At 40.7% G+C, this 23,464-nt stretch carries 18 protein-coding genes and 1 pseudogene; 2 read left to right on the top strand and 17 right to left on the bottom strand.

All coding sequences use genetic code 11. From position 1 onward, the window contains the following. Positions 1 to 11: 11 nt before the first annotated feature. From AAEY57_RS10940 to AAEY57_RS10885, 12 genes are all read right to left on the bottom strand, one after another. Entirely contained in the window at positions 12 to 1,250 is a 1,239-nt protein-coding gene (locus AAEY57_RS10940) for a uracil-xanthine permease family protein (protein WP_138765050.1), read from the bottom strand. Between the two features lie 9 nt (positions 1,251 to 1,259). Continuing rightward, complete coding sequence (gene upp / locus AAEY57_RS10935) at positions 1,260 to 1,892, bottom strand: uracil phosphoribosyltransferase (RefSeq protein WP_008115315.1); 633 nt, start codon at positions 1,890 to 1,892, stop codon at positions 1,260 to 1,262. Positions 1,893 to 2,025: 133 nt separating this feature from the next. Next, complete coding sequence (locus tag AAEY57_RS10930; protein ID WP_008115317.1) at positions 2,026 to 2,988, bottom strand: oxidoreductase family protein; 963 nt, start codon at positions 2,986 to 2,988, stop codon at positions 2,026 to 2,028. A gap of 225 nt (positions 2,989 to 3,213) precedes the next feature. Then, entirely contained in the window at positions 3,214 to 4,320 is a 1,107-nt protein-coding gene (locus AAEY57_RS10925) for a serine hydrolase domain-containing protein (RefSeq protein WP_008115323.1), read from the bottom strand. Between the two features lie 168 nt (positions 4,321 to 4,488). Then, on the bottom strand, positions 4,489 to 4,743 hold the full coding sequence (locus AAEY57_RS10920; RefSeq protein WP_008115324.1) for a hypothetical protein: 255 nt from the start codon (positions 4,741 to 4,743) through the stop codon (positions 4,489 to 4,491). An 80-nt stretch (positions 4,744 to 4,823) separates the two neighbouring features. After that, positions 4,824 to 5,612, bottom strand: coding sequence for a hypothetical protein (locus AAEY57_RS10915; protein ID WP_008466160.1), 789 nt, complete (start codon positions 5,610 to 5,612; stop codon positions 4,824 to 4,826). 232 nt (positions 5,613 to 5,844) lie between these two features. Further along, positions 5,845 to 6,162, bottom strand: a complete 318-nt coding sequence (locus tag AAEY57_RS10910) for a heavy metal-binding domain-containing protein (RefSeq protein WP_008112402.1) — start codon at positions 6,160 to 6,162, stop codon at positions 5,845 to 5,847. A 324-nt stretch (positions 6,163 to 6,486) separates the two neighbouring features. Next, positions 6,487 to 8,742, bottom strand: a complete 2,256-nt coding sequence (locus tag AAEY57_RS10905) for an acyl-CoA dehydrogenase (protein WP_350607861.1) — start codon at positions 8,740 to 8,742, stop codon at positions 6,487 to 6,489. 289 nt (positions 8,743 to 9,031) lie between these two features. Further along, positions 9,032 to 10,057: a zinc-binding dehydrogenase gene (locus tag AAEY57_RS10900; RefSeq protein WP_350607860.1), complete on the bottom strand. Its 1,026-nt coding sequence runs from the start codon at positions 10,055 to 10,057 to the stop codon at positions 9,032 to 9,034. Between the two features lie 8 nt (positions 10,058 to 10,065). Then, positions 10,066 to 11,478 carry a TolC family protein gene (locus tag AAEY57_RS10895; RefSeq protein ID WP_273002254.1) on the bottom strand — a complete coding sequence of 471 codons (1,413 nt, stop codon included), beginning with the start codon at positions 11,476 to 11,478 and terminating at the stop codon, positions 10,066 to 10,068. Next, the gene (locus AAEY57_RS10890) at positions 11,471 to 14,620 is read right to left on the bottom strand and encodes an efflux RND transporter permease subunit (protein WP_350607859.1); all 3,150 of its coding nucleotides are present in this window, start codon (positions 14,618 to 14,620) and stop codon (positions 11,471 to 11,473) included. The genes AAEY57_RS10895 and AAEY57_RS10890 overlap by 8 nt, the downstream gene beginning before the upstream one ends. 9 nt (positions 14,621 to 14,629) lie before the next feature. Continuing rightward, on the bottom strand, positions 14,630 to 15,799 hold the full coding sequence (locus AAEY57_RS10885; protein WP_138765059.1) for an efflux RND transporter periplasmic adaptor subunit: 1,170 nt from the start codon (positions 15,797 to 15,799) through the stop codon (positions 14,630 to 14,632). A gap of 118 nt (positions 15,800 to 15,917) precedes the next feature. Between AAEY57_RS10885 and AAEY57_RS10880 the strand changes: the two genes are divergently transcribed. Continuing rightward, on the top strand, positions 15,918 to 16,856 hold the full coding sequence (locus tag AAEY57_RS10880; protein ID WP_008112392.1) for a LysR family transcriptional regulator: 939 nt from the start codon (positions 15,918 to 15,920) through the stop codon (positions 16,854 to 16,856). Here AAEY57_RS10880 and AAEY57_RS10875 read toward each other — a convergent pair. Continuing rightward, positions 16,853 to 17,875, bottom strand: a complete 1,023-nt coding sequence (locus AAEY57_RS10875; protein ID WP_024600916.1) for a GGDEF domain-containing protein — start codon at positions 17,873 to 17,875, stop codon at positions 16,853 to 16,855. The two genes, AAEY57_RS10880 and AAEY57_RS10875, sit on opposite strands and share 4 nt — an antisense overlap. A 111-nt stretch (positions 17,876 to 17,986) precedes the next feature. Continuing rightward, positions 17,987 to 18,850, bottom strand: coding sequence for a DUF6279 family lipoprotein (locus tag AAEY57_RS10870; RefSeq protein WP_008112388.1), 864 nt, complete (start codon positions 18,848 to 18,850; stop codon positions 17,987 to 17,989). A 316-nt stretch (positions 18,851 to 19,166) separates the two neighbouring features. Here AAEY57_RS10870 and AAEY57_RS10865 point away from each other — a divergent pair, with 316 nt between their 5' ends. After that, positions 19,167 to 19,892: a tetratricopeptide repeat protein gene (locus tag AAEY57_RS10865; RefSeq protein ID WP_008112386.1), complete on the top strand. Its 726-nt coding sequence runs from the start codon at positions 19,167 to 19,169 to the stop codon at positions 19,890 to 19,892. 63 nt (positions 19,893 to 19,955) lie between these two features. Here the strand turns inward: AAEY57_RS10865 and AAEY57_RS10860 are convergent, their stop codons facing one another. The 3 genes and pseudogenes from AAEY57_RS10860 to AAEY57_RS10850 all read right to left on the bottom strand — a co-directional run. Next, the gene (locus AAEY57_RS10860) at positions 19,956 to 21,374 is read right to left on the bottom strand and encodes a coniferyl aldehyde dehydrogenase (RefSeq protein ID WP_008112384.1); all 1,419 of its coding nucleotides are present in this window, start codon (positions 21,372 to 21,374) and stop codon (positions 19,956 to 19,958) included. Between the two features lie 188 nt (positions 21,375 to 21,562). Continuing rightward, on the bottom strand, positions 21,563 to 23,038 hold the full coding sequence (locus tag AAEY57_RS10855; protein WP_138686720.1) for an SLC13 family permease: 1,476 nt from the start codon (positions 23,036 to 23,038) through the stop codon (positions 21,563 to 21,565). 11 nt (positions 23,039 to 23,049) lie between these two features. Beyond that, positions 23,050 to 23,391, bottom strand: a pseudogene (locus AAEY57_RS10850) (porin); the annotation flags it as partial. Positions 23,392 to 23,464: the final 73 nt, after the last annotated feature.

Genomic DNA, 23,464 nt, shown 5'->3' with positions numbered 1-23,464 from the left:
ACAGTGCAAACTCAACTCTGGTCGCTCTGTGCTTTGGGTAATACTAAGTTTAATACTATGCCTAAAATAGCACACAAGCTCACACCTTCTAGGCTGAACTCACTACTACCTATGTACATACCACCAATACCACAAATTAAAATAAGTGCCACAATACTTAAATTGCGCGGCTCACTTAAGTCATCGCCCGATTTAACTAAGGTGTTTAAACCAATAACCGCAATAGAGCCAAATAATAAAATCATTATGCCACCCATCACAGGCACCGGAATGGTTTGCAAACTAGCGCCCATTTTAGCAACAAATGCTAAGCAAATTGCGATAATAGCAGTCCACATCATTACTTTAGGGTTAAAGTTTTTAGTAAGCATTACCGCACCAGTTACCTCTGAGTAAGTGGTATTAGGTGGGCCGCCAAATAAGGATGCGGCAGACGTGGCTAAACCATCACCAAATAAAGTGCGATGTAATCCTGGTTTTTTCAAATAATCTTTTTTTGTAACTTGGCTAATTGCCATCATATCGCCAATGTGTTCAATAGCAGGCGCAATTGCCACCGGCACCATAAACAAAATGGCTTGCCATTTAAACTCTGGCAGTACAAAGTTAGGCACTGCCAACCACTGTGCATTACTGACTGTTTCAAACTGCACTACACCTATAAATAACGATAGCGTGTAACCGGCAACAACACCGGCTAAAATAGGGATCAGTTTAAATACTCCTTTGCCCCACACGGCAAACACTAAAGTTACTAGTAATGAGAACATAGAGATAATAATGGCACTGTCGTAGGCAATAATTTGTGTACCACCATCGCCACTTTTACCCATGGCCATATTAACCGCAGCTGGCGCGAGTGCTAGGCCAATCACCATAATGACTGGGCCGACCACAATTGGCGGCAAAATTTTATGTAAGGTTTTTGTGCCTTTAAACTTCACCAATAAACTCAACAGCATATAAGTAAAGCCCGCTGCCATTAAGCCGCCCATAGTGACGGGTATTCCCCACATTTGCACTGAGGCAATAATGGGTGCAATAAACGCAAATGACGAGGCTAAAAAGATAGGCACTTGGCCTTTAGTGACAAATTGAAACAACAAAGTACCTAAACCTGCGGTAAACAACGCAACACTCGGATCGAGGCCGGTTAAAATAGGCACTAATACCAGCGCACCAAACGCTACAAATAGCATTTGGGCACCCGTTAAAATGGTTTTTATTGAAAACGTAGAATTATTTTGCACTGCTAAACCCTAGTAAACCGTACCGAAAATTTTATCACCTGCATCCCCTAATCCTGGGATAATGTAGCCTTTTTCATTGAGGTGGCTATCAACTGAGGCTGTAAAAATCTCTACATCTGGGTGAGCGGCTAATGTTTTTTCAACGCCTTCAGGTGCAGCAACCAGTACAATGACTTTAATTTCTTTACAGCCTGCTTTTTTAAGCATATCGATGGTGGCGATCATAGAGCCACCAGTAGCCAGCATAGGGTCAATCACTAAGCTCAAACGCTCATCAATATTACCTACTAGCTTTTCAAAATAAGGTACTGGCTCAAGTGTTTCTTCGTTACGCTCTAAACCCACTACACTCACTTTAGCCGCTGGGAGTAATTGCATTACGCCGTCCATCATCCCAAGGCCCGCGCGTAAAATTGGCACAACGGTAATTTTTTTACCTTTAATATGCTCAACTTTAAGTTTATTACCGTCCCAACCTGTAATTTCGTTATCTTCTAATTCTAGGTTTTTAGTGGCTTCGTAAGTTAATAATGTGCCCACTTCTGAACACAACTCTCGAAAACTTTTCGTGCTAATTCCATGCGCGCGCATTAAACCTAACTTATGTTGAACAAGGGGGTGAGAAATAACGTGAATAGCCATAGTAATAAACCTAGTGATAAAAAATTTGACGTATTTTATATTAAAACAGGCCGTTTGACTGTTAATTTTAGCCCTGATTTCATAGTTCGTGCCAAAATATTTAATTTAGCCATAACTGTTCAACTTTTTGTGTTTATGAGTTGTTACTGGCTAACCAATTATTTACCTGAGCATGCATGTAGCCGTTAATTTTTTTGTGCTCGGGGCTCCACCCAAGTAAAAACCGATAAAAGTCTGCCCACGCCACCGGCCATAAATGAGCCCATTGTGCAATAACGTCATCCGCATTCACTGCTGGTTGGTAGTGACTGAGTGCGTTTTTAAACTGGCTAAAATAATAGTTGAGGTAAGTTTGTGCATGTTTGTGAAGCTCAGAATCATCCAAACAACTGGTCATAAAATACATAACATCTACCATCCCAACACCCGCACCCACATATTGAAAGTCATAACCGCGTATATGCCCTTGGCTATTAGCGGAAAAATTAGCAAGCTTGGCATCACCATGAATTAACGTTTTATAATTACATTGCTTTAACGCACTGTTTAACAATGATGCAGCCTGTTTAATATCGGACTTTTCAGGTAAGTTATTAAATTCATCAGGCCGGGTATCTAAATGCCAATAGCTTCCTTGCGGCCATAAGCCATCAAACTTTGTATTTAAATGAAAGGCATTTAAATGAAAGGCATGAAACTGTGCCAACCACTTTAATATCGCCTTTATATTCTCAGTGGTTGCTTGGGTGTATCCCTGTTTTGAAAAGTCTTTAAACACCAAGGCATACTCATCACCTTTGTTGATTGCTTTAATGCATTCAATAGCTGCCGCTTGCTTGGGCAGTTTATGGCTAAATTGCTGATAAAACGTATATTCAACGTGGTAAGAGTCACGTTTTCTATTAAGCGCAAACGCACTTTGTTTAATTTTAGAATGATTAATGTGATCGGGTACTTTAATCGCTTTAATTACACAGGCCTGCTCATCAAGCTGACACTTCACAATATGGCCGCAGCCGCTCCAAAGTGAGGTTAGGGTTTCGCCAATAGCTATACGTTCAAAATGCGGGGTAAGTAATGAAAGATAAAAAGACATAGCCAAATTAGGTTGCTAAATTTTAGTTAGTTTAACATTAGACGATGTTTTTAATAACAGGTCTTAAAACAAAGCTCTTAATAAATAAATCCATATGGTTTTACACAAACCAGTATGTAAAAAACGAATGCTAGTTTTTGAATGGGTGGCAAAATTAACTATGCCACTACAAACTTATCGTCGAATTGAACGCTTTACCCGCTGCAATACTTTGTTGTATCCATTTTAGTTATGGCTTTGTTTAACAATAGAAAGGATAAGACTATCAATGTCATTATTCACTGCGCCAATACTACTATTACTTAAAATCACATAACCAAAGTTAAGGTCAGTAATAGAGCGTGATAGCGAGACCCAACCACGATTAAATCCAGCAAAGCCAAGACTGCTATTCTTTGCGTCAACAACATAGCTCATACTCCAGCGCCCATTAGTGTTTGGCGCGGGCTTTATCATCAGATCAATTAATTTTTCTGGTAGCAACCCTAAACCATTATAATCACCATCGTTGTTGCGCAACACAGCCATATTAAAGCGGGCTAAGTCTATTGGCGTTGTCTGTAAACCAGCAGCTGCTTTCTCATTAAAATAAACCATGCCCGTGACTTTACCGGAATTATCGTAAGGTGTTGCCGACTTTTTGATAACTTTTTTAGTAATGTTAAAAGTAGAATCCATCATATTTAGAGGCTTAAACACGTATTGCTGCATATAGTCTTCAAATGCCATGCCTGACACATCTTCAATTAAAAGTTGCACCACTGAATACCCACCACCAGAATAAGACCATTTTGTATCGGGCACATGAATAAGTTCAACAGATCCGGCGCCATTGTTATTGCCATTTAATGAGTCAACTATAGATGTTAACTTTTCTGGAGACTCCCAGCCTGTATATGGGCCAAGTGACAAGCCTGAAGTGTGAGATAAGATATTTCTCAATGTTACTTTTTTTGCGTTAAACTCAGACTTAGGGATCTGCCAACGTTTGAGGTATTGGTTTATTGGCGCATCTAAATCGACTTTGCCTTGAGCTACAAGTTGCATTACTCCCCAAACAGTAACCAGCTTAGAAATAGACCCTACGTTAAACATTGTGCTTTGGGTAATCTCAGTTTTGGCTGCTACGTCGGCAAAACCATAGGATCGAAACTCTAGAACTCTATTTCCATTGACAAATGCAAGTGCAACACCAGGAGCTTTGTGTTTATCTAAAATCTTTGGTATGTCATCTTCCAAGCGCTCTGTGATCTCAGACACATCAGTAAACTCTTCAGCGGTAGCAAGACTAGCTAAAAACAATGTAAATATTATCAGTATTGATTTAATCATAACTTTCCTTAGTTCGTAAAACGCCAATATAAACAGACTTGAAATAGTTGGCTAAAATATTAAACAGTGTGAAAACAGCCAACGGTTTTTTTTCGTTTGAATATTCTTACTAAATACCGTTTGTTACCGATAAGTATTTGCTTTTACCGAAACTGACATAATAAATAGTTAAAAAAGCAATTTGAATATATTACTACCAAAAGAATTTTTAATAATAATTCCTTTGTCAGTAATTGAGGCTACAGGAAAAGTTTGGCTTGAACACCAATCTATTTTCGCTTGAATGTTTTTAGTTGAATCAGGGATGTTTACTGTTTGCGTAACCCCTCTTTTTATAGTGGCAACTTCTACGTCATCCGCAAACAACTTATAGTCTCTCGCCATATCCACAAATTGTTTTGGTCTAAAAACTTGAATATTCATCTAAACTCCATTTAGGTATTTAACACCCCAATAAGCCGCCGAAAGGAGCATAGCGTATTGAGGTCGGTTTAATTGGCTTGTTAGAGTGCTTCTTCAACTTTTATGCCTGCTGCAGAATACAAGGTTTGTATTGTACTTTTTGCCAGTGCTATTAACTCTTGCAGCACTTGAAGTGCTGGTTTTGTTGAATCTATGTCACCAATTACAATTTCAACGGGCACATCTAATTCCTGCTCAATTATGTTCGATGGTGGCACTTTGGCTTTTCTTCTCTGTGTCCAAGTCATTGGCTGTACTTGCCAACCAACATCGCGATAATTATTACCAAAGCCACAATTCATTAAACCAGATGGAAAATCAGGAACCAGTCTTTGAATCATTGAGCTACTAATTTTCGTGAAGTTACCTGTTGGGACTAATAACTTGTGTTTATCCATAACGTCCAAGTCGTGAATGGCACAAAGAAGTATATTCCCACCATCTCTATATGGCTTTAAACTCGCTAGTGCGTGAGCAAAATCTTTCGAAACTCTCGAAGGTATACCAGTCAAAACAGAGTCTTTCAAGGCAGTCTCTGTTGAGGTGATTGGAAATTGAATGCTTTTTCGTTCTCCATCAGATTTTGCATACCTCTCAGTACAATTCCAATATGCATGATCAATAGCAGCTCTAAGATTATGGAGAACATCGCCAATTATTACGGCAGCTTCATTAGCAACATTTTCGTTTCGCTTTGCGAATGTTGCTCTTCCACCAGTTTTGCAATTAGTTTCTAAAAAATAACCGAACGGCTTTTTCTTTTTAAACATCTGTGCAAGTTCAGCATAATGCTTTTCTGCACGTTTTACTTTCAAGTAGGCACTATCCATATTCGCACTCTAACAACTTTATCAAAGGACACTTTCCTCTTTTTATGAGCAATGTATGTCCTCTTCATTATTTTTAATATTAATTACAAATCATGTAACACATTGCCAACTTTAAACTTTTAGTTAGGCTGTTCTTTTTATAATGTGCAGAAAAGAGGAAAGCGCCCTCATTTTTTGGCTTTGAAAGAAACACCAAAAATGACAAGCGTTTCGAATCTGCTTAAATTGTTTGTTATGTTCGAAGTTTAACGGCTGTGCCAAATACTAATATTTCTGATGCCCCATCAGTAACTGAGCTAGTTGTAAATCGTATTCCTACTATTGCATCGGCATTTAACTTTTTTGCATCTTCTATTAATCGTTCTACCGCTACATTTCGAGCTTCCATCAACATCTCGGTATAGCCTTTGAGTTCGCCGCCCACAATTCCTTTTAAACCAGCCATGATATCTCGACCAACATGTTTAGACTGAACCATGTTACCATTAACGATACCCAATACAGCTTCGATTTCCTTGCCAGGAACAGTTTCCGTTGTCGTATAAATCATAATTTTTCCCTAGATGATAACAGCTCATTAAACACCACTTTGGGAGTTATAACCCTCAAAACAGCGTATATTATATACGCTCAATAATTCCACTAAACAACTCTAATGTAAACAAGTAATTACGTAGCTTATTTACCAATCATTGTTAAAATACACTAAAACAACGTTTAATAATGTTCTGTACCATCAAATTAGTCGTCATTATCCCTGAGCTTGAATTACACCCATAAAAAAAGCCCCGCTTGATGTTACTCAAGCAGGACTCCACACTAATTTTGTATCAATAAAAGCGCCTAAACTGCAGGCGCTTTGCATTATTGAATTTTATTGGTTAACCACGCTTTTAAGCGGATTAACTGGCTGTGCGTTGTCGTCTAGGATGTTCATATCGAAGTCGAACTCATCAACACGAATCGCTTTTTCACGCTTTTTGTTGTAATCACTTAACTGAACAAATTCAGCGTCGTTAATTACTTTTGCAGCAAGTGCATTTTCAAGCGTGATTGAAAAACGCGTACCCGGCTTAAAGGTTTTAGCACGTAGCGCTTTTTTCACTTTAGCTAATAGCTCAAGTGACGCCATTTTAGCTTTGTAAGCTTGCTCATTGATGTGATGACCATCACCTTCAATTGGCTTAACTAAATGTGTGATTTGCGTTTTAAATGCCGTATCTAGCTGAGCTTGTTTTGCTAATTCACGAATTAAATCATCGCTAATTTTTGGCATTTTAGTTGAGTAGTTCATAGTAATGAAACGAATGAACTTACGAGTACCACTTGCAGGGAAGTTGTCTAAGAACTTGTGCAATGCTTCTTCTGCACTTTGTAGTGCAAAACGAGTCGCATAATGGAAGTAAGGAGCCGCCTGCTCACGCTCGCTGCTTGCTACTTTTTGCTCGTAATACTTAATAGATGCCATAGCGGCATACAAGAAGCTCATTACATCGCCTAAACGTGCTGAAAGCATTTCAGCTTGCTTTAATTTACCGCCAAGTACTAGTAACGAGAAGTCTGCATATACAGCTAATTTAGCTGATAGTTTATGCACTGCTTTTTCGTAGTCACGTACTTCTGGTAATGCCGAGTTTGCACCAGCAGTAAACGGTAATACACCTAAACGGAATGCACGTAAGCTATTTGCTGTACTGTAGCCAATTGTTTTACGTAAAATACCATTAAATTCTGCATCTGCGTTTTTGTCATCGCTGTGGATAGACTCAACCATAGATTGTAAGTATGGGTGACAACGCATAACACCTTGGCCAAATATCATCAGGTTACGAGTCAGAATGTTCGCGCCCTCTACCGTAATGGCAATAGGCTGCGCGACATAACCACTCGCTAATGTATTTTGCGGACCGTTTTGAATCGCTTTACCTGCTTGAATATCCATTGCTGAATCAAGTACATCACGACCAAGCTCTGTCATATGGTATTTAGCAATTGCAGTTACTACCGATGGTTTTAAGCCCATGCCTAAACCTTCAGTTGTCAATACTCGCATTGCTTCTTGTAGGTATGTTTTACCTGCGATGTCAGCTAGCTTTTCTTGAATACCTTCAAATTGACCAATTGATAAACCAAACTGTTCACGCACTGCTGCGTACTCAGAAGCTGATTTAAATGCAACTTGAGCTGTACTTACACCCAATGCTGGTAATGAAATACCACGACCTGCGCCTAAACAGCTAACTAGCATTTGCCAACCGCGACCGATGTTTTTCTGACCACCGATAATAAAGTCCATTGGTACAAATACTTTGTTACCACGTGTAGTACCGTTGTAAAAACGGATACCCATAGGATCATGACGGTTACCAAGTTCTACACCAGGGTGCTCTTTTGGAATAAGTGCACAAGTAATACCTAGGTTTTCTTTACCACCCAATAAACCATCAGGGTCAACTACTTTAAACGCTAAACCAAGTACAGTAGCAATTGGCGCGAGTGTAATGTAGCGCTTGTCCCATGTGATTTCTAGGCCAAGTACTTCTTCACCGTTGTACATGCCTTTAGTTACGGTACCTACATCAGGAATACCGCCTGCATCAGAACCTGCTTCTGGGCTGGTTAATGCAAAACATGGAATGTCTGTACCATTTGCTAAACGTGGTAAGTAATGTGCTTGTTGCTCATCTGTACCGAAGTGAAGTAATAACTCACCTGGGCCTAACGAGTTTGGTACCATTACAGTTACTGCAACAGCTGAACTTTTAGTTGCGATAGTACCTACAATTGTTGAGTTAGCGTATGGGCTGAACTCTAAACCGCCAAACGATTTAGGGATGATCAGCGAGAAGAAACGCTCTTTTTTCAAAAACTCTAAAATGTCGTTTGGTAAATGAATACCATTTTGAATGACTGAATCATCAATCATGCCTAGTAGTTCTTGTACTGGACCGTCTAGAAACGCTTGTTCGTCTGCGGTTAATTTTGCCGCAGGTACATCGCGTAGCGCGCTAAAATCTGGTTTACCTCGATAGATAGACCCTTCTAGCCATACATCGCCAGCGTCTAGCGCTTCTTGCTCAGTAACTGAAATGCTTGGTAATACTTTTTTTAATTTTGTACGTAAACTCATAACGAACTCATCCGACCAGATAAATAATACCTACATTACGTCATAAAAATCGCTTTAGATCAATTACTCTATTCAATTAATTAACAGTTTTTGCAATTTATTTTCTTTACCTGAACGTAAACTGTTGAAATAGAAAGCCTTACACTTGTACGCTGAAAATTAATTTTTTTGTTAAAAAATTAATAATTCTGGTTGTTGGCGCCGCAAATACGGATTTGGTAATAAAGTAGAAACAAAAAAACGCAGCCTAAAATTAGGCTGCGTTTTTTATACGAGAATTTGGATGCAATTAGCTTATTTTAACCACTTGTTTACCTGTAAAACCACCTGCTAACTGATTGTTTAATGCAGCCGAAACAGCCTTTGCGTTAAAATCAACAGCTAATACTTCTGGAGGAATTATCTCGCCATTTGCTACCTTTTCAAGCAACAAATTGCCCATAAAACTCATCCGCTGCTGCGCACATAAGCTGTTAGCTAGCCACGCACCTCCTAAGGAGACAATACTAATATTAGGCGCACGCCGATACATTAGCTGCTGTTCAAAGTTAGGAAGTGGATTTAAACAAGCAATACGACCACAAAAACGCATTAGTTCGATATTTTGAATGGTCGATTCCCCCCCCATAATATCAATAACAGCGTCAAACCCTTGTGGACCTAACTCTCGACGAATTTTGTCACATAAGGCTTTATCGTTGTAATCAAAAACCACATCGGCGCCGAGTTGCTTAACTAACTTATGATTGCGCTTAGAGGCGGTGGTAAATACATCTGCACCGCGCTGCTTGGCAAACTGAATAGCAAATTGCCCTACAGCGCCAGCACCACCTTCAACAAAAAGTGTATCGCCCTCAGTTACTGATAGTTTATCTAAGCTAATCAATGCCGCCATTCCGGCACAGGGTAAAGTAGCAGCTTTGTCACTGGCTAATTGCTTGGGAATAATAGACACCGCATAATTAGGTACTTTTGCGTATTCGCTCAGTACCCCTTGCTCACCTACGCTGGCGTGCCACATAACACGCTCCCCTACCCCCGGAAAAATACCTTTACCCGCTTTAACCACTGTTCCCACTGCATCCAAGCCTAAAACATGCGGGTATTGCCACGTACAAAAGCCAGACTTGGCAAATTGTGCATCCACCGGGTTTAAACCAACGTACTCTACTTTTACTAATAACTCATTCCCTGTGCACTGAGGCACAGGTAACTGAGTATCCAATAAGTTAATATCCTCATTGGGCTCATTTAACACAATAGAGCGCATTAATGTAGGAATAGTATTTGGGTTTGTATCTGCAGTATTAGGCATCAAAAACTCTACTTGTTAGTATTACTTAACGCGTAACTCCATCGCCCATTAAATGACTGGTAGGCATTTACTTTGGCAAGTAGCGATGAAATAGTTGAATCAACGGCATTTTCTTGCGCTATTAAAACATCCTGACGCGCATCTAACAACTCTAAGTAAGGAATTTGCCCTTCTTCGTACATTGCTTGTGCTTGTAAAAATGCATTATTAGCAAATTGATAACGCTCATCAGCAAAGCGCGATTGCTGTGCTTGATTGACCAAGTATTGCAGAGAAAGTTCACTCTCGTTAATCGCTTTTAATACCACTTGTTGGTAATCGGTATACGCCGCTTGGCTTAAAAACTGCTGCGCATCGCGTTGTGCTAAAAGCGCAGGGTAACTTAATAATGACCACTGCAATTGCGGCGCTACTTGCCATTGCTGCTGGGTATCACTAAAACCGTTGCTCCCTAAACTTAACACGCCTTCAAAGCCGCTTAAGCTAATATCCGGCAATAAAGCTTTGCTGGCTGCTACACTCAGGCTATTTGCTTGGCTAAAATCAAATAAAGCACGACTTATATCAGGTCTTAATGCTATTGCATCATTAGGCTTTGCCAATGACACCGCAAAAGCCTTAGTTAATATAGTACGTTCATCATTAATGCTCAGTGATTGCGTAGTTTGCGCGCTTAATACGGCCAAAGTAGATAAGTCACGGTACTTGGCATATTCAATTGCCGGCACCAAGGCTTGCTGCTGTCTAAGTTGCGCCATAGTGCGGTTTAAGTCGAGCTCATTGGCCACACCTTCATCAACTTGGGCCTGTAGCACCTGAATGCTTTGTTCAAGCGCTTCTATTTGCATCTCAATAATTTGCTGCTTTTGCAGATTACCTTGATAACTCACAAAGCCTTTAACCACAGCCGACACCACTTCAATTTGCAATAACCTAACTTGCTCAGCTTGGCTCATTGCTTGTGAATTCGCGGCATCGACTAGCGCAGTAATTCGACCAAATAAGTCGAGCTGCCAATCAAGTGCTACATTCGCACTTGATTGTCTGCTATTGGTATTGCCTAGCCCGCTTCGCTTTGCACCAACCTCAATACCTCCTTGCGGTAAGTATTGCGCTTGTTGCTCGCCAATACGCGCCAAAGCGCTTTTTAATACCAGCTGACTAGTTTGTAAGTCGTAATTATTAGCAAGTGCGTTGCTCACCAGTTGGTTTAGCTGCGCTGAGCCCAGCTTGTGCCACCAGTTTTGCTCATCTTCACCCATAAATTGCTCTGCAGATATTGCCTTGGCAACAAACTCATTAACCTGTTGTTGCTGAGCGGCTGTGTCAATTTTACTCGCACAACCTGATAACACAGCAACCGCTAATACAGAACTCAGCCATGGCGATAATTTAAGGGCGCTTAGGTTAAATTTAGTCATGCGAAGGCTCCTCAACGCGCTGCTTTTTTACCACCAGCATATAAAACACCGGTGTAAATAATAGTCCAAACACAGTTACACCAATCATACCCGAGAACACCGCATTACCCATGGCATGACGCATTTCTGCCCCAGCACCGGTTGCCAATACAAGCGGTATAACACCTGCGGTAAAGGCAATTGATGTCATTAAAATTGGACGTAAACGTAATCGACACGCCGCTAACATCGCCTCAAGGTGCGATAACCCAGTGTCATGCTTATCTTTAGCAAATTCCACCATAAGGATGGCATTTTTAGAAGCCAATGCGACCAGTACAATCAACGCTATTTGGGTAAATATGTTGTTGTCTGAACCTACAAACCACACTCCTAATAACGCTGAGAAAATAGTCATAGGTACAATTAAAATAATGGCCAGTGGTAAACGTAAGCTTTCATACTGTGCGGCCAGTACCATAAACACGAGTAATACAACTAGAGGGAATACATACACCATGGTATTACCGGCTAATACTTGCTGGTACGTTACCTCAGTCCACTCATATTCAATGCCAGTAGGCAATGTTTTTGCTAGTACAGCTTCAATCGCCAATTGCGCTTGATCAGAACTATAACCAGGCGCTGGGCTGCCATTAAGCTCTGCACTTGGGTAGCCGTTGTAATGCATTACACGATCAGGACCAATAGTAGGCGTTACCGTTAATACTGAGCCTAGTGGCACCATGTTACCCGCACGATTACGCACTTTTAGGTTTAGTATTTGCTCTGGGTCTACCCTAAAATCAGCATCAGCTTGGGCATTAACCTGGTAAGTACGACCAAACAAATTAAAGTCGTTTACATACACTGAGCCTAAATAAATTTGTAACGAGTTAAACACTTCATCTAATGGAATACCTTGAATAAGCGCTTGCTCACGGTCAATATCAATATCCATTTGTGGCACTTGAATTCTAAAGCTTGAATACAGCCCCATTAACGCCGGATCTTTTTGCGCCGCAGCAATCACTGATTGCAAACTGTTAAATAAGGCTTCAAAGCCTTTGTTAGCTCTATCTTCTATTTGCAATTTAAAGCCACCTGTGGTGCCTAAGCCTTGAATTGGCGGTGGCGGAAACACAGCGACAAAGGCTTCATCAATGGCCGCAAAACGTTGGTTTAATTGCGCTGCAATAGCCGAAGCCGACATACTCGGATCCGTACGCTCTGCAAAAGGCGCCAGTGGTGTAAATACGATGCCGCTATTTGGGCTATTAGTAAAACCATTCACTGAAAGACCAGGAAACGCTACCGTGTTCGCAACCCCAGGTACCTCTAATGCAATTTGCTGCATTTGTTTTACCACCGCTTCTGTACGGTCTAAACTTGCAGCGTCAGGTAACTGCGCAATGGCGACTAAGTATTGCTTATCTTGTTGTGGAATAAAGCCACCCGGTACCGCATCAAACAATTTAATCGTACCGCCAACTAAGGCAATATACGCAACCATAACTACAACGCTCATACGAATAAGCTTTTGTACCAGCTTTTCATACCCTTTAGCACCACGGTCAAACACGCGATTAAAAGGTTGGAATAACCAACGGCCAAATAATTTATTAAGCACGCGGGTAAACGCATCAGGCTCGGCATCATGTGATTTCAACAATAAAGCAGCCAGTGCTGGCGACAGCGTTAATGAGTTAAACGCCGAAATTACCGTTGAAATAGTAATGGTTAATGCAAATTGCTTATAAAACTGCCCTGAAAGCCCAGTAATAAAAGCCGTCGGAATAAATACCGCACATAATACTAATGCAATCGCAATAATAGGGCCGGTTACTTCCGTCATTGCCACGCGGGTTGCTTCAAGCGGAGATAAGCCATCTTCTATGTTTCGCTCAACGTTTTCTACGACCACAATTGCGTCATCAACCACGATACCAATAGCCAGTACTAAACCAAATAGCGATAAGGTATTAATAGAAACCCCAAGCCATTGCATTACTGCAAAGGTACCAATGAGTGAAATAGGCACCGCAATTAACGGAATAATAGATGCGCGCCAGGTTTGTAAAAACACAATAACCACAATCACCACCAGCACGATTGCTTCGAGTAAAGTGGCGATCACCGCATCAATTGAGCCTCGCACAAATACCGTTGGATCATAAACAATGTCGTATTCAACACCTGCTGGAAAGTTTTTTGATAAACGTGCCATCGTTTCACGCACCTGATCAGAGAGCTCAATGGCATTTGACCCTGGGCGTTGAAATATTGGCATCGCTAAAGCGGGTTTATTATCAAGCTCAGCACGCAATGCATAAGAATCTTGGCCTAAATCAACACGTGCCACATCTGACAAACGCGTAAGCTGCCCTTGCTCCCCAACTTTAATAATGACTTGTTTAAACTCTTCAATGCTATTAAGGCGTCCTTTGACGTTTAATAAAATTTGGAACTGACTGTCATTTGAAATCGGTTGCGAACCTAAACTGCCCGCTGCAACTTGCTGATTTTGCGAGCGTAGTGCATTGACCACGTCACTTGCAGTAAGCTCACGCGATGCTAGCGCATCTGGGTTAAGCCAAACTCGCATTGCATATTTACCACCACCAAATAAACGAATATCACCCACACCAGGTAAACGCGCTATTTCATCTTTGATATTTAAATCGGCATAATTTGATAAATACGCGGTGTCATGGCTGTTTTGCGGTGAATATAAATGCACCACCATGGTTAAATCGGGTGATGATTTTTCAGCAACAACCCCTAAACGTTGCACTTCTTGTGGCAAACGCGGCAGCGCACTATTTACTCGGTTTTGCACTTGCACTTGGGCACGGTCTAAATCAGTGCCTAACGCAAATGTCACCGTGAGCGTCATACGTCCGTCACTGGTTGCTTGTGAAAACATATACAGCATGTTTTCGGTGCCATTTATTTCTTGCTCAAGCGGTGTTGCCACTGTTTGTGCAATAACCGTCGGGTTCGCACCTGGATAACTGGCAGTCACAACCACTGTCGGTGGTACGACTTCTGGGTATTCACTGACCGGCAGCTGAAATAATGAAATGCTACCTGCAATTAAAATAATCAACGACAGCATGGCCGCAAAAATCGGTCGCTGTATAAAAAAGTGTGAAAATTTCATCTAATAACCTTATTGCTTAGCAACTAAATCGGCAGGGTTAGCACTTAGCGTAAATGCCACGCCTTGGGTATTAATTGCCACTTTATTTGGTGATATCGGCATACCCGGTCCTACACGAGCAGGGCCATTTACAGCAATAACATCGCCTTGATCAAGTCCTGATGTGATGGCTCGCAACGATCCATAGCGCTCACCTACTGTTACAAGCTTATACTGCAGCACATTGTTTTCGCCTACCGTTAATACAAAGCGATTTTTTAAATCTGTGCCTATAGCTCTGTCTGGAATAATGACAGTTTCACGCACTGCATTAGCAGCTAACTTAATGCGTGCAAATGAGCCCGAACGCAACTCGTTACTGCGATCATCAAATACCGCACGAACGCGTAAAGTGCCTGTAGATGCGTTAATTTGATTATCTATAAAGTTAATATGGCCGCTATAGTTAAAATCGTCTTGTCCTACTTTTTGCATTACAACAGGCTGTTTGCTTACAGCTGTTACTTCGTCAAATGCGCTATTCCAAGTACGTTCATCTACATCAAAGTAAGCGTACATTTTGTCATTAGAAACAATTGAAGTAAGCACGCTTTGCCCTGCAAGTACGTTGTTACCTTTGGTAATATTTGCGCGAGAAATCACGCCATCAATAGGAGAAACCACTGACGTAAACTCTAAATCGAGCTTTGCAGCTTTAAGCTGCGCTTGCAGTGCAGCAAGTTGTGCTTCACGCTGACGCAGAGTCGATGTACGCGCTTGTGCTTGCTCAGTCGAAATGGCTTTTCGCTCAGTTAAGCGTACCGCACGCGATGCTTCGCTTTTTGCTTGTTCAAGTGCTGCTTGAGCACTTTTAACCTGAGCGCTTAAACTGTCAACGGTTGCAGCGAATGAGCGATCGTCTAAACGAAATAATACATCGCCTTGTTTAACGCTATCCCCTTCTTTAAATTCAATTTGCTCAATAATGCCGGATACACGCGGCATTAATGCCACTTTTTGCGGTGACTCTAAGCGTGTTGTATAGGTGTGCCAACTTTGAACTGGCTTAACCAAGACCTCGGCTACATCAATTGCTTGTTGTTGCTGTGCGGGTGCTGATTGTGTTGTACCATCATCGGCACAACCGGCCAGTGTGATTAATGCAACAGATAGTGCTGTAGCAATTAAGTGTTTGTTCATAACGACGCTCCTTTTAATTTAGCATTGCATAATACGGAACATACTTGATGACAAAAACAATAGATCTTTAAATTCATTAGTGCCAAAATGGCATCAATACTCACTAAGTGATGAAATAATGGATACAACCAGTCGACTATTAATGCTGCTTGAAGTGGTAGAGCAAGGCTCATTTGCAAAAGCAGCCGAAATACGAAATATTGACCGCTCAGTGATCTCTAAGCAAATTAGTCGGTTAGAGGATGAACTTGGGGTAAGACTATTAAACAGAACAACCCGCTCATTCTCTCTTACAGCAGCGGGCGCTGAAATGATAAAAAAAGCGGGTGAGCTGCGAAGCCTGCTTGGCGAAACGGTGCGCATGGCAGAAAACTACCACCAAGAGCCACGCGGCGTATTGAAAGTGACCGCATCTACTTTAATAGGTCGACGCTACTTACAGCCAGTGATCAACGATTTCCAAAAACGCTTTCCGCAAGTGGAAGTAGAACTTCGTTTAGATGACCGACTGGTTGATATTGTATCTGAAGGATTTGATTTAGCGTTTAGAGTGGGTGAACCCAAAGACTCATCATTAATTGCTCGTAAAATTGCCCGTAATCGTCTGTTACTATTAGCCGCGCCAGCGTTTATAGAAACATACGGTATGCCAACAACAATCACTGATTTGGCACAATTGCCAGCAGCCAGTTATGCCAGCAACTCACTGCGGGTAGAAGGCATAAATTACTATAACCACACTGGCGAGCACTGCGAGCAAAAAATAAAAAGTGTGTTTAGAGCAAACGATGCAGAAGTATTACTGATGAAAACCCTCTCTGGCACCACCTACTTTTTAGCGCCGGCATTTATTTTAGATAAAGAAGTGATTGATGGGCAACTGGTGCCCTTACTTACCGATGTAAAATTAATGGAACACAGTGCAATGTATGCTGTATACCCACACCGAGATTTACCGGTAAGAACACGATTGTTTTTTGATGCCGTGCGTGAATACATTGGCAAAGAAAGACCGATTTGGGAAAACAGTATTCCTAATTTTGATCAAATGTATTAAGCCGCATCTGCACAGAGGTTAATATCAGAAAAAACCGCATTGCGCCCCGCATCTTTTGCCTTATAAAGCTGCTTATCTGCTTGCGCTATTAATTCAGCCAAATTTTGTTGTTGGTACTTAACTACACCAACACTGGCTGTTAAATTTATGGTTATACCATTGGCCTCAATATATTTAGTTGCAACGGCTTGTCTAAGATTTTCAGCCATTGCCAGCGCGGATTGTGCACTATCAAAATTGCCCATTAAAGAAAATTCTTCACCCCCTACCCTAAACACATACCCTTTTGCAAAAGTAATCCTAAATAGAGTTGCCAACTCAACCAGCACTTTATCTCCTACATCATGGCCATATTCATCATTTATTTGTTTAAAGTGGTCAAGATCAATTAAAAACAAGTACAGCTGTGACTTGTCTTTTATCTCCACTTCAAAATAATGACTCATAGATAAACGGTTTCCTGCGCCCGTGAGAGGATCAAGTAAAGCCAAGTTTTTAAGTCGCTTCGAAAATTCGGCCCTATTTCCTTCAAAAACATGAGAAATGACCCATATAATAATATAAATAAACAGTAAGTTGATCGCTAGGTTAAAAGAGGAAAAATAAGGGCTTGGTAATTTATAAAGCAACACTGATGATTGCATAACCAAAAGTGTGGCCGATAACACAATACCGTATTTTCGACCAAGAAGTAGATAATACAAAATGGGTAAAGAAAACGCCCACAAAAACAAACCATTTTTAAGTGGTGCCAAAAAGGTTCCACATAGTATAACGAGCGTTACAGTCATACAAACCGTTATGGCATACCAGTTTCGTTGCTTGTTTTTAACCAATTGTATAAAAATATAAAAACAAAGTGCGGAAAAACACACCTCTAAGCCGCCTACAATATAAAAATGATTTTTTGATAGGTTAAACACAGCAAAAATAAATGACAGCAAACCAAAAAATAAACACATCCATTTTAAGACATGCTTACGTAATATTTTTGTACTGTTAAGAGCGGCTATATCCATAAAAAACTTAAATCAAAACTAATCGTTTATATTAACCCTGAAATGCAATAATCACAATTTTATGCTTAACAACCCCCTTTAAAATAAGCAAAAAGGATTGGTTAAATGCAGCTATTCTGTAAGCAGTTCATTAACTGTGCCAACCAAGTCAGCAAATTCCTCATCAACATGTGCGACTTGTTTAGGGCTTAAGGTTTGATTTAATTTAACCAGCAACTGTGCGTATGCCCTTAAATTTTCCTCATTTCTCTCAATGAGTTCAGCACTCATAAACAGCTCTCTTTCTGTAATGATAGTGCGTAACTGCTGCGCAAATTGGGCATCATCAAGGGTTTGCTGATTAAAAAGCGCTTCAAGTGCACCTAACCGAGTTAGTTTATAGTCATACCATAAATTTCTGGTACTGATATATTCACTGTTGGCTTGTGACACTAGCGTTCGCTGCTCTGAGGTGAGCTTACCAAGCCATTGTTCGTAATAGTCTAGTTGCCTGTCTAAACGAGACTGCTGATGCTCCTCTTTGGTTAATGAAGCGTGCTCTTTTATTTCGTCATTAATTTGATCGCGAATGTTTTCTATCATTTCACTGCGTTGTGATGGAGTTAACGTTTTTGCCAGCTCGATTAAGGGATCACTCGCGTACAAAAGTAAATTGCGCCAATGCTGCTTTACCTGCGTTATTTTTGCCATTAACTGCGCTGTATCGGCTTGTTTATCGAGCAACTGCCTTAAGTCGAGTAAATCGGCTTTATATTTTGGTAACTCAACCTCTCGGTGCCAATCTCGGGTGTTATTAATAATCACTTTTAACTGCGTTGATTGGCTTTTGTTTAAGTCGACATAATCGTCTATCCAAAACGAAGACAGCCAACCAAGGTTGTTATAAGCAAAGGAGGTAGAACAACTGGCAATAAACAATAAACTGGTTATAAAAATAATTTTGCTTAGTTTTATATTTTTTAAATTATTTAACATTAACAGACCCCGTTTTATGATGCTTTGGTTGCCAAAAATCATCATAAGTAATTATGTAAGCTATTGCTCGCTTTTATTTTTTTCATTTTTCTATAGAATCGCAAGCTAACGCAATTTATATCATGACTATATGCTTAAGTTTAGAATTTTTGAGCTATAGTTAAAGCTACTTGTTAATACGTTTGTATACCTAGGTTATAAACGTTGGCGTTATTAATTTAGCTCATAATTTTTTACCTATCCCTAATAGATTCACTAGGTAAGTTTTACTTTTATGGCGCTTACATAGAACGACAACTAATTTGGAGACATGCTTATGTCACAGTCTAATTTTAAAGCACTGCTACTGGCCGGTATTATGCTCGCTACCCCTCTTGCCTATGCTGGACTAGAAGAAGGGATCAGAGCTGCTAATGCGGGTGAATTTGAAGAAGCACTTAAAGAGTTTAATTATTTAGCTGACAAAGGCTATGCACCGGGGATTTACGAATTAGGTAAGCTATACGAAGGTGGCCATGGCGTTACCCGTGATTATTACAAAGCAGCTGAGCTGTACCAACAAGCCGTTAAAAAGAACCATGTAGATTCAATGTTTGCACTTGCGGTTTTATATGACGAAGGCAATGGCGTTAAATTAGACAAACAAATGGCCATAACCTTATTTGAAAAAGCAGCAAATAAGAACCTTCCCGCAGCACAGTATAACTTAGGTGTAATGTACGCAAATGGCGATGGTGTTAGCCAAGATTATAAAGCCGCCAGAACATGGTATGAAAAAGCCGCTGCTAATAATTACACATTGGCGCAGTTTAATTTAGCACTGATGTATTTTGAAGGCTTAGGAATGCCAAAAAATCTTGAAATGTCGTATGTGTGGAATACCATTGCCGAGTATAACGGCAACATGCAAGCCAGTCACAGCCGTAAACTTGATGAACGTACTATGCTTCCTAAAGAGGTAGCTGAGGCCAAAGAAAAAGCCGATGCAATTTATACCAAAATTTTAGCGGGTACTTATGCTGGCGAAGGACGCCTGTTTTAAGTTAGCTATTATAAAAGCTGAATGAAGTGATTCATTCAGCTTTTTTGTTTTAAGCGTTGCAGGCTATTTTACATAAAGCCACTTTAGCACTTTGATCAGTAATTTATTTTGTTTAAGTAATAAACCAATGCGCGGGTTAACCGAGCCAGAGACTAAGGTATTTTTTGCATGGCTAAAGGTGAGAAAACCTTCTTTGCCGTGATAATGCCCCATCCCCGAATGCCCCACGCCACCAAACGGTACATCATCGGCAGCTACTTGTATTAATGTGTCGTTTACCGCAACTGTTCCGCTGAGTGTTTGCTTAATAATGTACTGTTGAGCCTGTTTATCTTGACCTAAAATGTAAAGGGCTAATGGGTGGTCGCGTAATCGAATATAATTAAGCACGTCCTCTAATTTGTCGTAACTCATAATGGGTAAAATGGGACCAAATAGCTCTTCTTGCATTAATTGCATCTCGTCGGTGACATGCGTCACAATATGCAGACCCATACGATGCTTTTCGCCATCTTGCTGGTTTTGTTCAAGCGGTTTAGTAATTTTAGCGCCTTGCTCTTGTGCTTGCTCTAAATAACCTAACAAACGTTGATAATGTGCAGGGCTTATAATCGAGGTCAGGTTTTTGCCTTCTACACCTTGCTTAAAGTGTTTTTTATAAAGGGTACAAAGCGCTTTAATGAATTGATGCTCTAATGCTTCAGGAACAAATACGTAGTCAGGAGCCACACATATTTGCCCTGCATTGGCCATTTTGCCAAATAATAGAGCACGCGCGGCTTTATTTACATCGGCTTTTTCTAACACAATAACGGGCGATTTTCCGCCTAGTTCTAAAGTGACTGGTGTTAAATTTTTACTGGCCGCGGCCATAACTAACTTGCCAACAGCCGTCGAGCCTGTAAACAGTAAATGCGCAAACGGCAATGATGAAAACTCACTTGCCACGTCGCTACCACCTTGAATAATGGTGCAGTGTTGCCTTAATTCACCTGCAAATATTTTTTCAATAACGGCATTGGTGTTAGGCGTAAATTCACTGAGCTTTAACATCACCCTGTTACCCGCTGCAATCGCAGTAATAACAGGTACCAATGCTAGTTGAATAGGATAGTTCCATGGTGCAATCACACCCACCACACCAATAGGCTGATAGGTGACACTTACTTTTGAGGGCCATAAGCTTAACCCCGCGCTGCGATGACTAGGCTTAGACCAGCGAGGTAGCTTTTTAATAATATGCGCAAGCCCCTGCATGGTGGGCAAAATATCACCTACTAAGGTATCAAAGGCCGTTCGGTAACCAAAATCTTTAGATACTGCAGCAATTAAGTCTTGCTCTAACGTTACAATGTTAGCGCGTACTTGCTTAAGTAAAGCAAGGCGTTGCTCAATGGGTAAGTAAGGGGTGTCTTCAAAAGCATGCTTTAGTTCATTAAATTGTGAACGCAAAGTCCCTGTAGATAATGTATCAGTGGTCAAAATAGGCTACTCGATTTATAACGTTTTCAAGACTATAACCTTGATCTGTTACACGAGCAATAAAGAGTGATTTTGCAACATAATGAAAAGCGTTGCAAAAACACTCATAAGGTTGGTTGGAACTCATACCGATGCACTGCTTTTGTGTGCATCGGTTATCTGTTTTGTTAGTTGATTAAAGTGGGTTTTTAAAAACCAAAAACCTGAGCTGCTATGGTCATTGTTACTAAGGTAATTAAAACAATAGCGACAATATTTAACACAAAGCCAGCACGGATCATGTCTTTCATTTTAATTTCACCCGAGCCAAACACAATCGCATTGGGTGGTGTGGCTACTGGCATCATAAACGCACAACTACACGCAATCGCAGCTGGAATAACCCACACTAACGGACTGCCAGTTATTGACTCAGCAACAGGCCCCAGCAATGGTAAAAAGCCTGCGGCTGTTGCCGTATTACTGGTAATTTCCGTTAAGAAAGTAATAAGTGCCACCACCACAAGAATGCTCATAACTAAAGGAATTGCACTGGCCCCCTCAATCATTTTGGCAATGTAGACAGCTAATCCAGATGATTTAATTTGCGAGGCTAGCGTCAAGCCCCCTCCAAATAAAAGCAACACACCCCAAGGTACTTTAGCTGCACTTTCCCAATCTAAAATACGCGCATCACTGCCTTTATTTGCCGGTAGTACAAACAGTAATAATGCAGCGGCAATAGCAATACCGGTATCTGAAATTTTAAGCCCGGTAACATCGCCTAATAAAGGTCTAAATATCCAACAAATAGCGGCAAGCACAAATACAAACAACACGCCCTTTTCAGCACGTTGCATTAGGCCTAAGTCTTTTAATTGTGAAGAGAATACCGCTTTGGTATCAATACGCTTGTTCGCTTGTACATTCGCATCGACCTTATAAGTGAATTTAGTTAACCAAATCCAGCTGATCAGCAACATACCGAGCGCTAAAGGCACACCAACAATCATCCACTCGGCAAAGCCAATTTCAATCTGATAACTGTCTGATAGGTACGCCGCCATTAATGCATTTGGTGGAGTACCGATTAAAGTAGCAATACCGCCAATACTCGCGCCATAAGCAATCGACAGTAAAAGGGCTTTACCAAAACCTTCATTACTAGGATCTGAGCTTTTAACTAAATGGGTAATAGATAAAGCGATAGGTAGCATCATTACTGCTGTAGCGGTATTAGACATCCACATTGATAAAAATGCAGTCACTAACATCATCGCTAAAATCTGTAAGCTTGGTTTTTTACCTGCATAAAGCATAGTTCTTAATGCAATACGCTTGTGTAATCCCCAACGCTCCATCGCTATTGAGATTAAAAAACCGCCTAAAAATAAAAAGATCAGCGGATGCGCATAAGGCGCTGCAACACTTTTTATCGCGGCTATATCTACGATAGGTGAAATCACTAAAGGGAGTAACGCAGTAGCAGGAATAGGCACTACCTCACTCACCCACCACGAGGCCATCCAAAATGCTAAGCCTGCGGTTTTAAATGCTGCCGCCGACATACCTACTGGCGGCTCAACTAAGCAAGTAAGTAGCATGACACATGGGCCAAGTAACAATAACAGCCATTGCATAAATGGCTTTTTATTCGCGTTATTTTCTAAAATACGTTTTGTCATTTGTTCAGCCCTTAAAATTTATATTGAAGACCAAGAGCAACACTGTTATCAGCATTTTCTTCTAGGTCGAGGTCAGTGTATAAAAGATAAGCTGTGGTTTGCTTGTCAAATACATAATCTATACCCGTAGTCCACTGTGAAGCGTCTGAGGTTTGACGTAGTTTTGAATCATCTTTTGCAAATTGTACTTTAGGTACCCATTTGTCTAACTTATAGCTTGCGCTTAGTACATAACCGTTGCCAGACTTAGCGCCGTCAATCGATTCTGAATGCTGGTACAATGCCCCTAATTGTAATTTTTCAAACTTATACACACCAGCAATACGGCTTGCTTTAATGTTATTAAGCGAATTGAATCGCCCCGAGTTCATCGGAGACCAGTTTGTTTAAGTCAGGCCACTTTACCTGACTCGTTTAAATTATCAT

The sequence above is a fragment of the Pseudoalteromonas sp. MER144-MNA-CIBAN-0113 genome (genome assembly GCF_040308965.1).
GTDB classification, from domain to species: Bacteria; Pseudomonadota; Gammaproteobacteria; order Enterobacterales; family Alteromonadaceae; genus Pseudoalteromonas; species Pseudoalteromonas tetraodonis.
The sequence above is the reverse complement of the archived record's forward strand: the minus strand, read 5'-3'. Positions and strand labels throughout refer to the sequence as shown.

What these genes read in the sequence shown, in the direction of transcription:
- upp (WP_008115315.1), bottom strand. Translation starts at nt 1,892, where the DNA reads ATGGCTATTCACGTTATTTCTCACCCCCTTGTTCAACATAAGTTAGGT.
- AAEY57_RS10930 (WP_008115317.1), bottom strand. Translation starts at nt 2,988, where the DNA reads ATGTCTTTTTATCTTTCATTACTTACCCCGCATTTTGAACGTATAGCT.
- AAEY57_RS10925 (WP_008115323.1), bottom strand. Translation starts at nt 4,320, where the DNA reads ATGATTAAATCAATACTGATAATATTTACATTGTTTTTAGCTAGTCTT.
- AAEY57_RS10920 (WP_008115324.1), bottom strand. Translation starts at nt 4,743, where the DNA reads ATGAATATTCAAGTTTTTAGACCAAAACAATTTGTGGATATGGCGAGA.
- AAEY57_RS10915 (WP_008466160.1), bottom strand. Translation starts at nt 5,612, where the DNA reads ATGGATAGTGCCTACTTGAAAGTAAAACGTGCAGAAAAGCATTATGCT.
- AAEY57_RS10910 (WP_008112402.1), bottom strand. Translation starts at nt 6,162, where the DNA reads ATGATTTATACGACAACGGAAACTGTTCCTGGCAAGGAAATCGAAGCT.
- AAEY57_RS10905 (WP_350607861.1), bottom strand. Translation starts at nt 8,742, where the DNA reads ATGAGTTTACGTACAAAATTAAAAAAAGTATTACCAAGCATTTCAGTT.
- AAEY57_RS10900 (WP_350607860.1), bottom strand. Translation starts at nt 10,057, where the DNA reads ATGCCTAATACTGCAGATACAAACCCAAATACTATTCCTACATTAATG.
- AAEY57_RS10895 (WP_273002254.1), bottom strand. Translation starts at nt 11,478, where the DNA reads ATGACTAAATTTAACCTAAGCGCCCTTAAATTATCGCCATGGCTGAGT.
- AAEY57_RS10890 (WP_350607859.1), bottom strand. Translation starts at nt 14,620, where the DNA reads ATGAAATTTTCACACTTTTTTATACAGCGACCGATTTTTGCGGCCATG.
- AAEY57_RS10885 (WP_138765059.1), bottom strand. Translation starts at nt 15,799, where the DNA reads ATGAACAAACACTTAATTGCTACAGCACTATCTGTTGCATTAATCACA.
- AAEY57_RS10880 (WP_008112392.1), top strand. Translation starts at nt 15,918, where the DNA reads ATGGATACAACCAGTCGACTATTAATGCTGCTTGAAGTGGTAGAGCAA.
- AAEY57_RS10875 (WP_024600916.1), bottom strand. Translation starts at nt 17,875, where the DNA reads ATGGATATAGCCGCTCTTAACAGTACAAAAATATTACGTAAGCATGTC.
- AAEY57_RS10870 (WP_008112388.1), bottom strand. Translation starts at nt 18,850, where the DNA reads ATGTTAAATAATTTAAAAAATATAAAACTAAGCAAAATTATTTTTATA.
- AAEY57_RS10865 (WP_008112386.1), top strand. Translation starts at nt 19,167, where the DNA reads ATGTCACAGTCTAATTTTAAAGCACTGCTACTGGCCGGTATTATGCTC.
- AAEY57_RS10855 (WP_138686720.1), bottom strand. Translation starts at nt 23,038, where the DNA reads ATGACAAAACGTATTTTAGAAAATAACGCGAATAAAAAGCCATTTATG.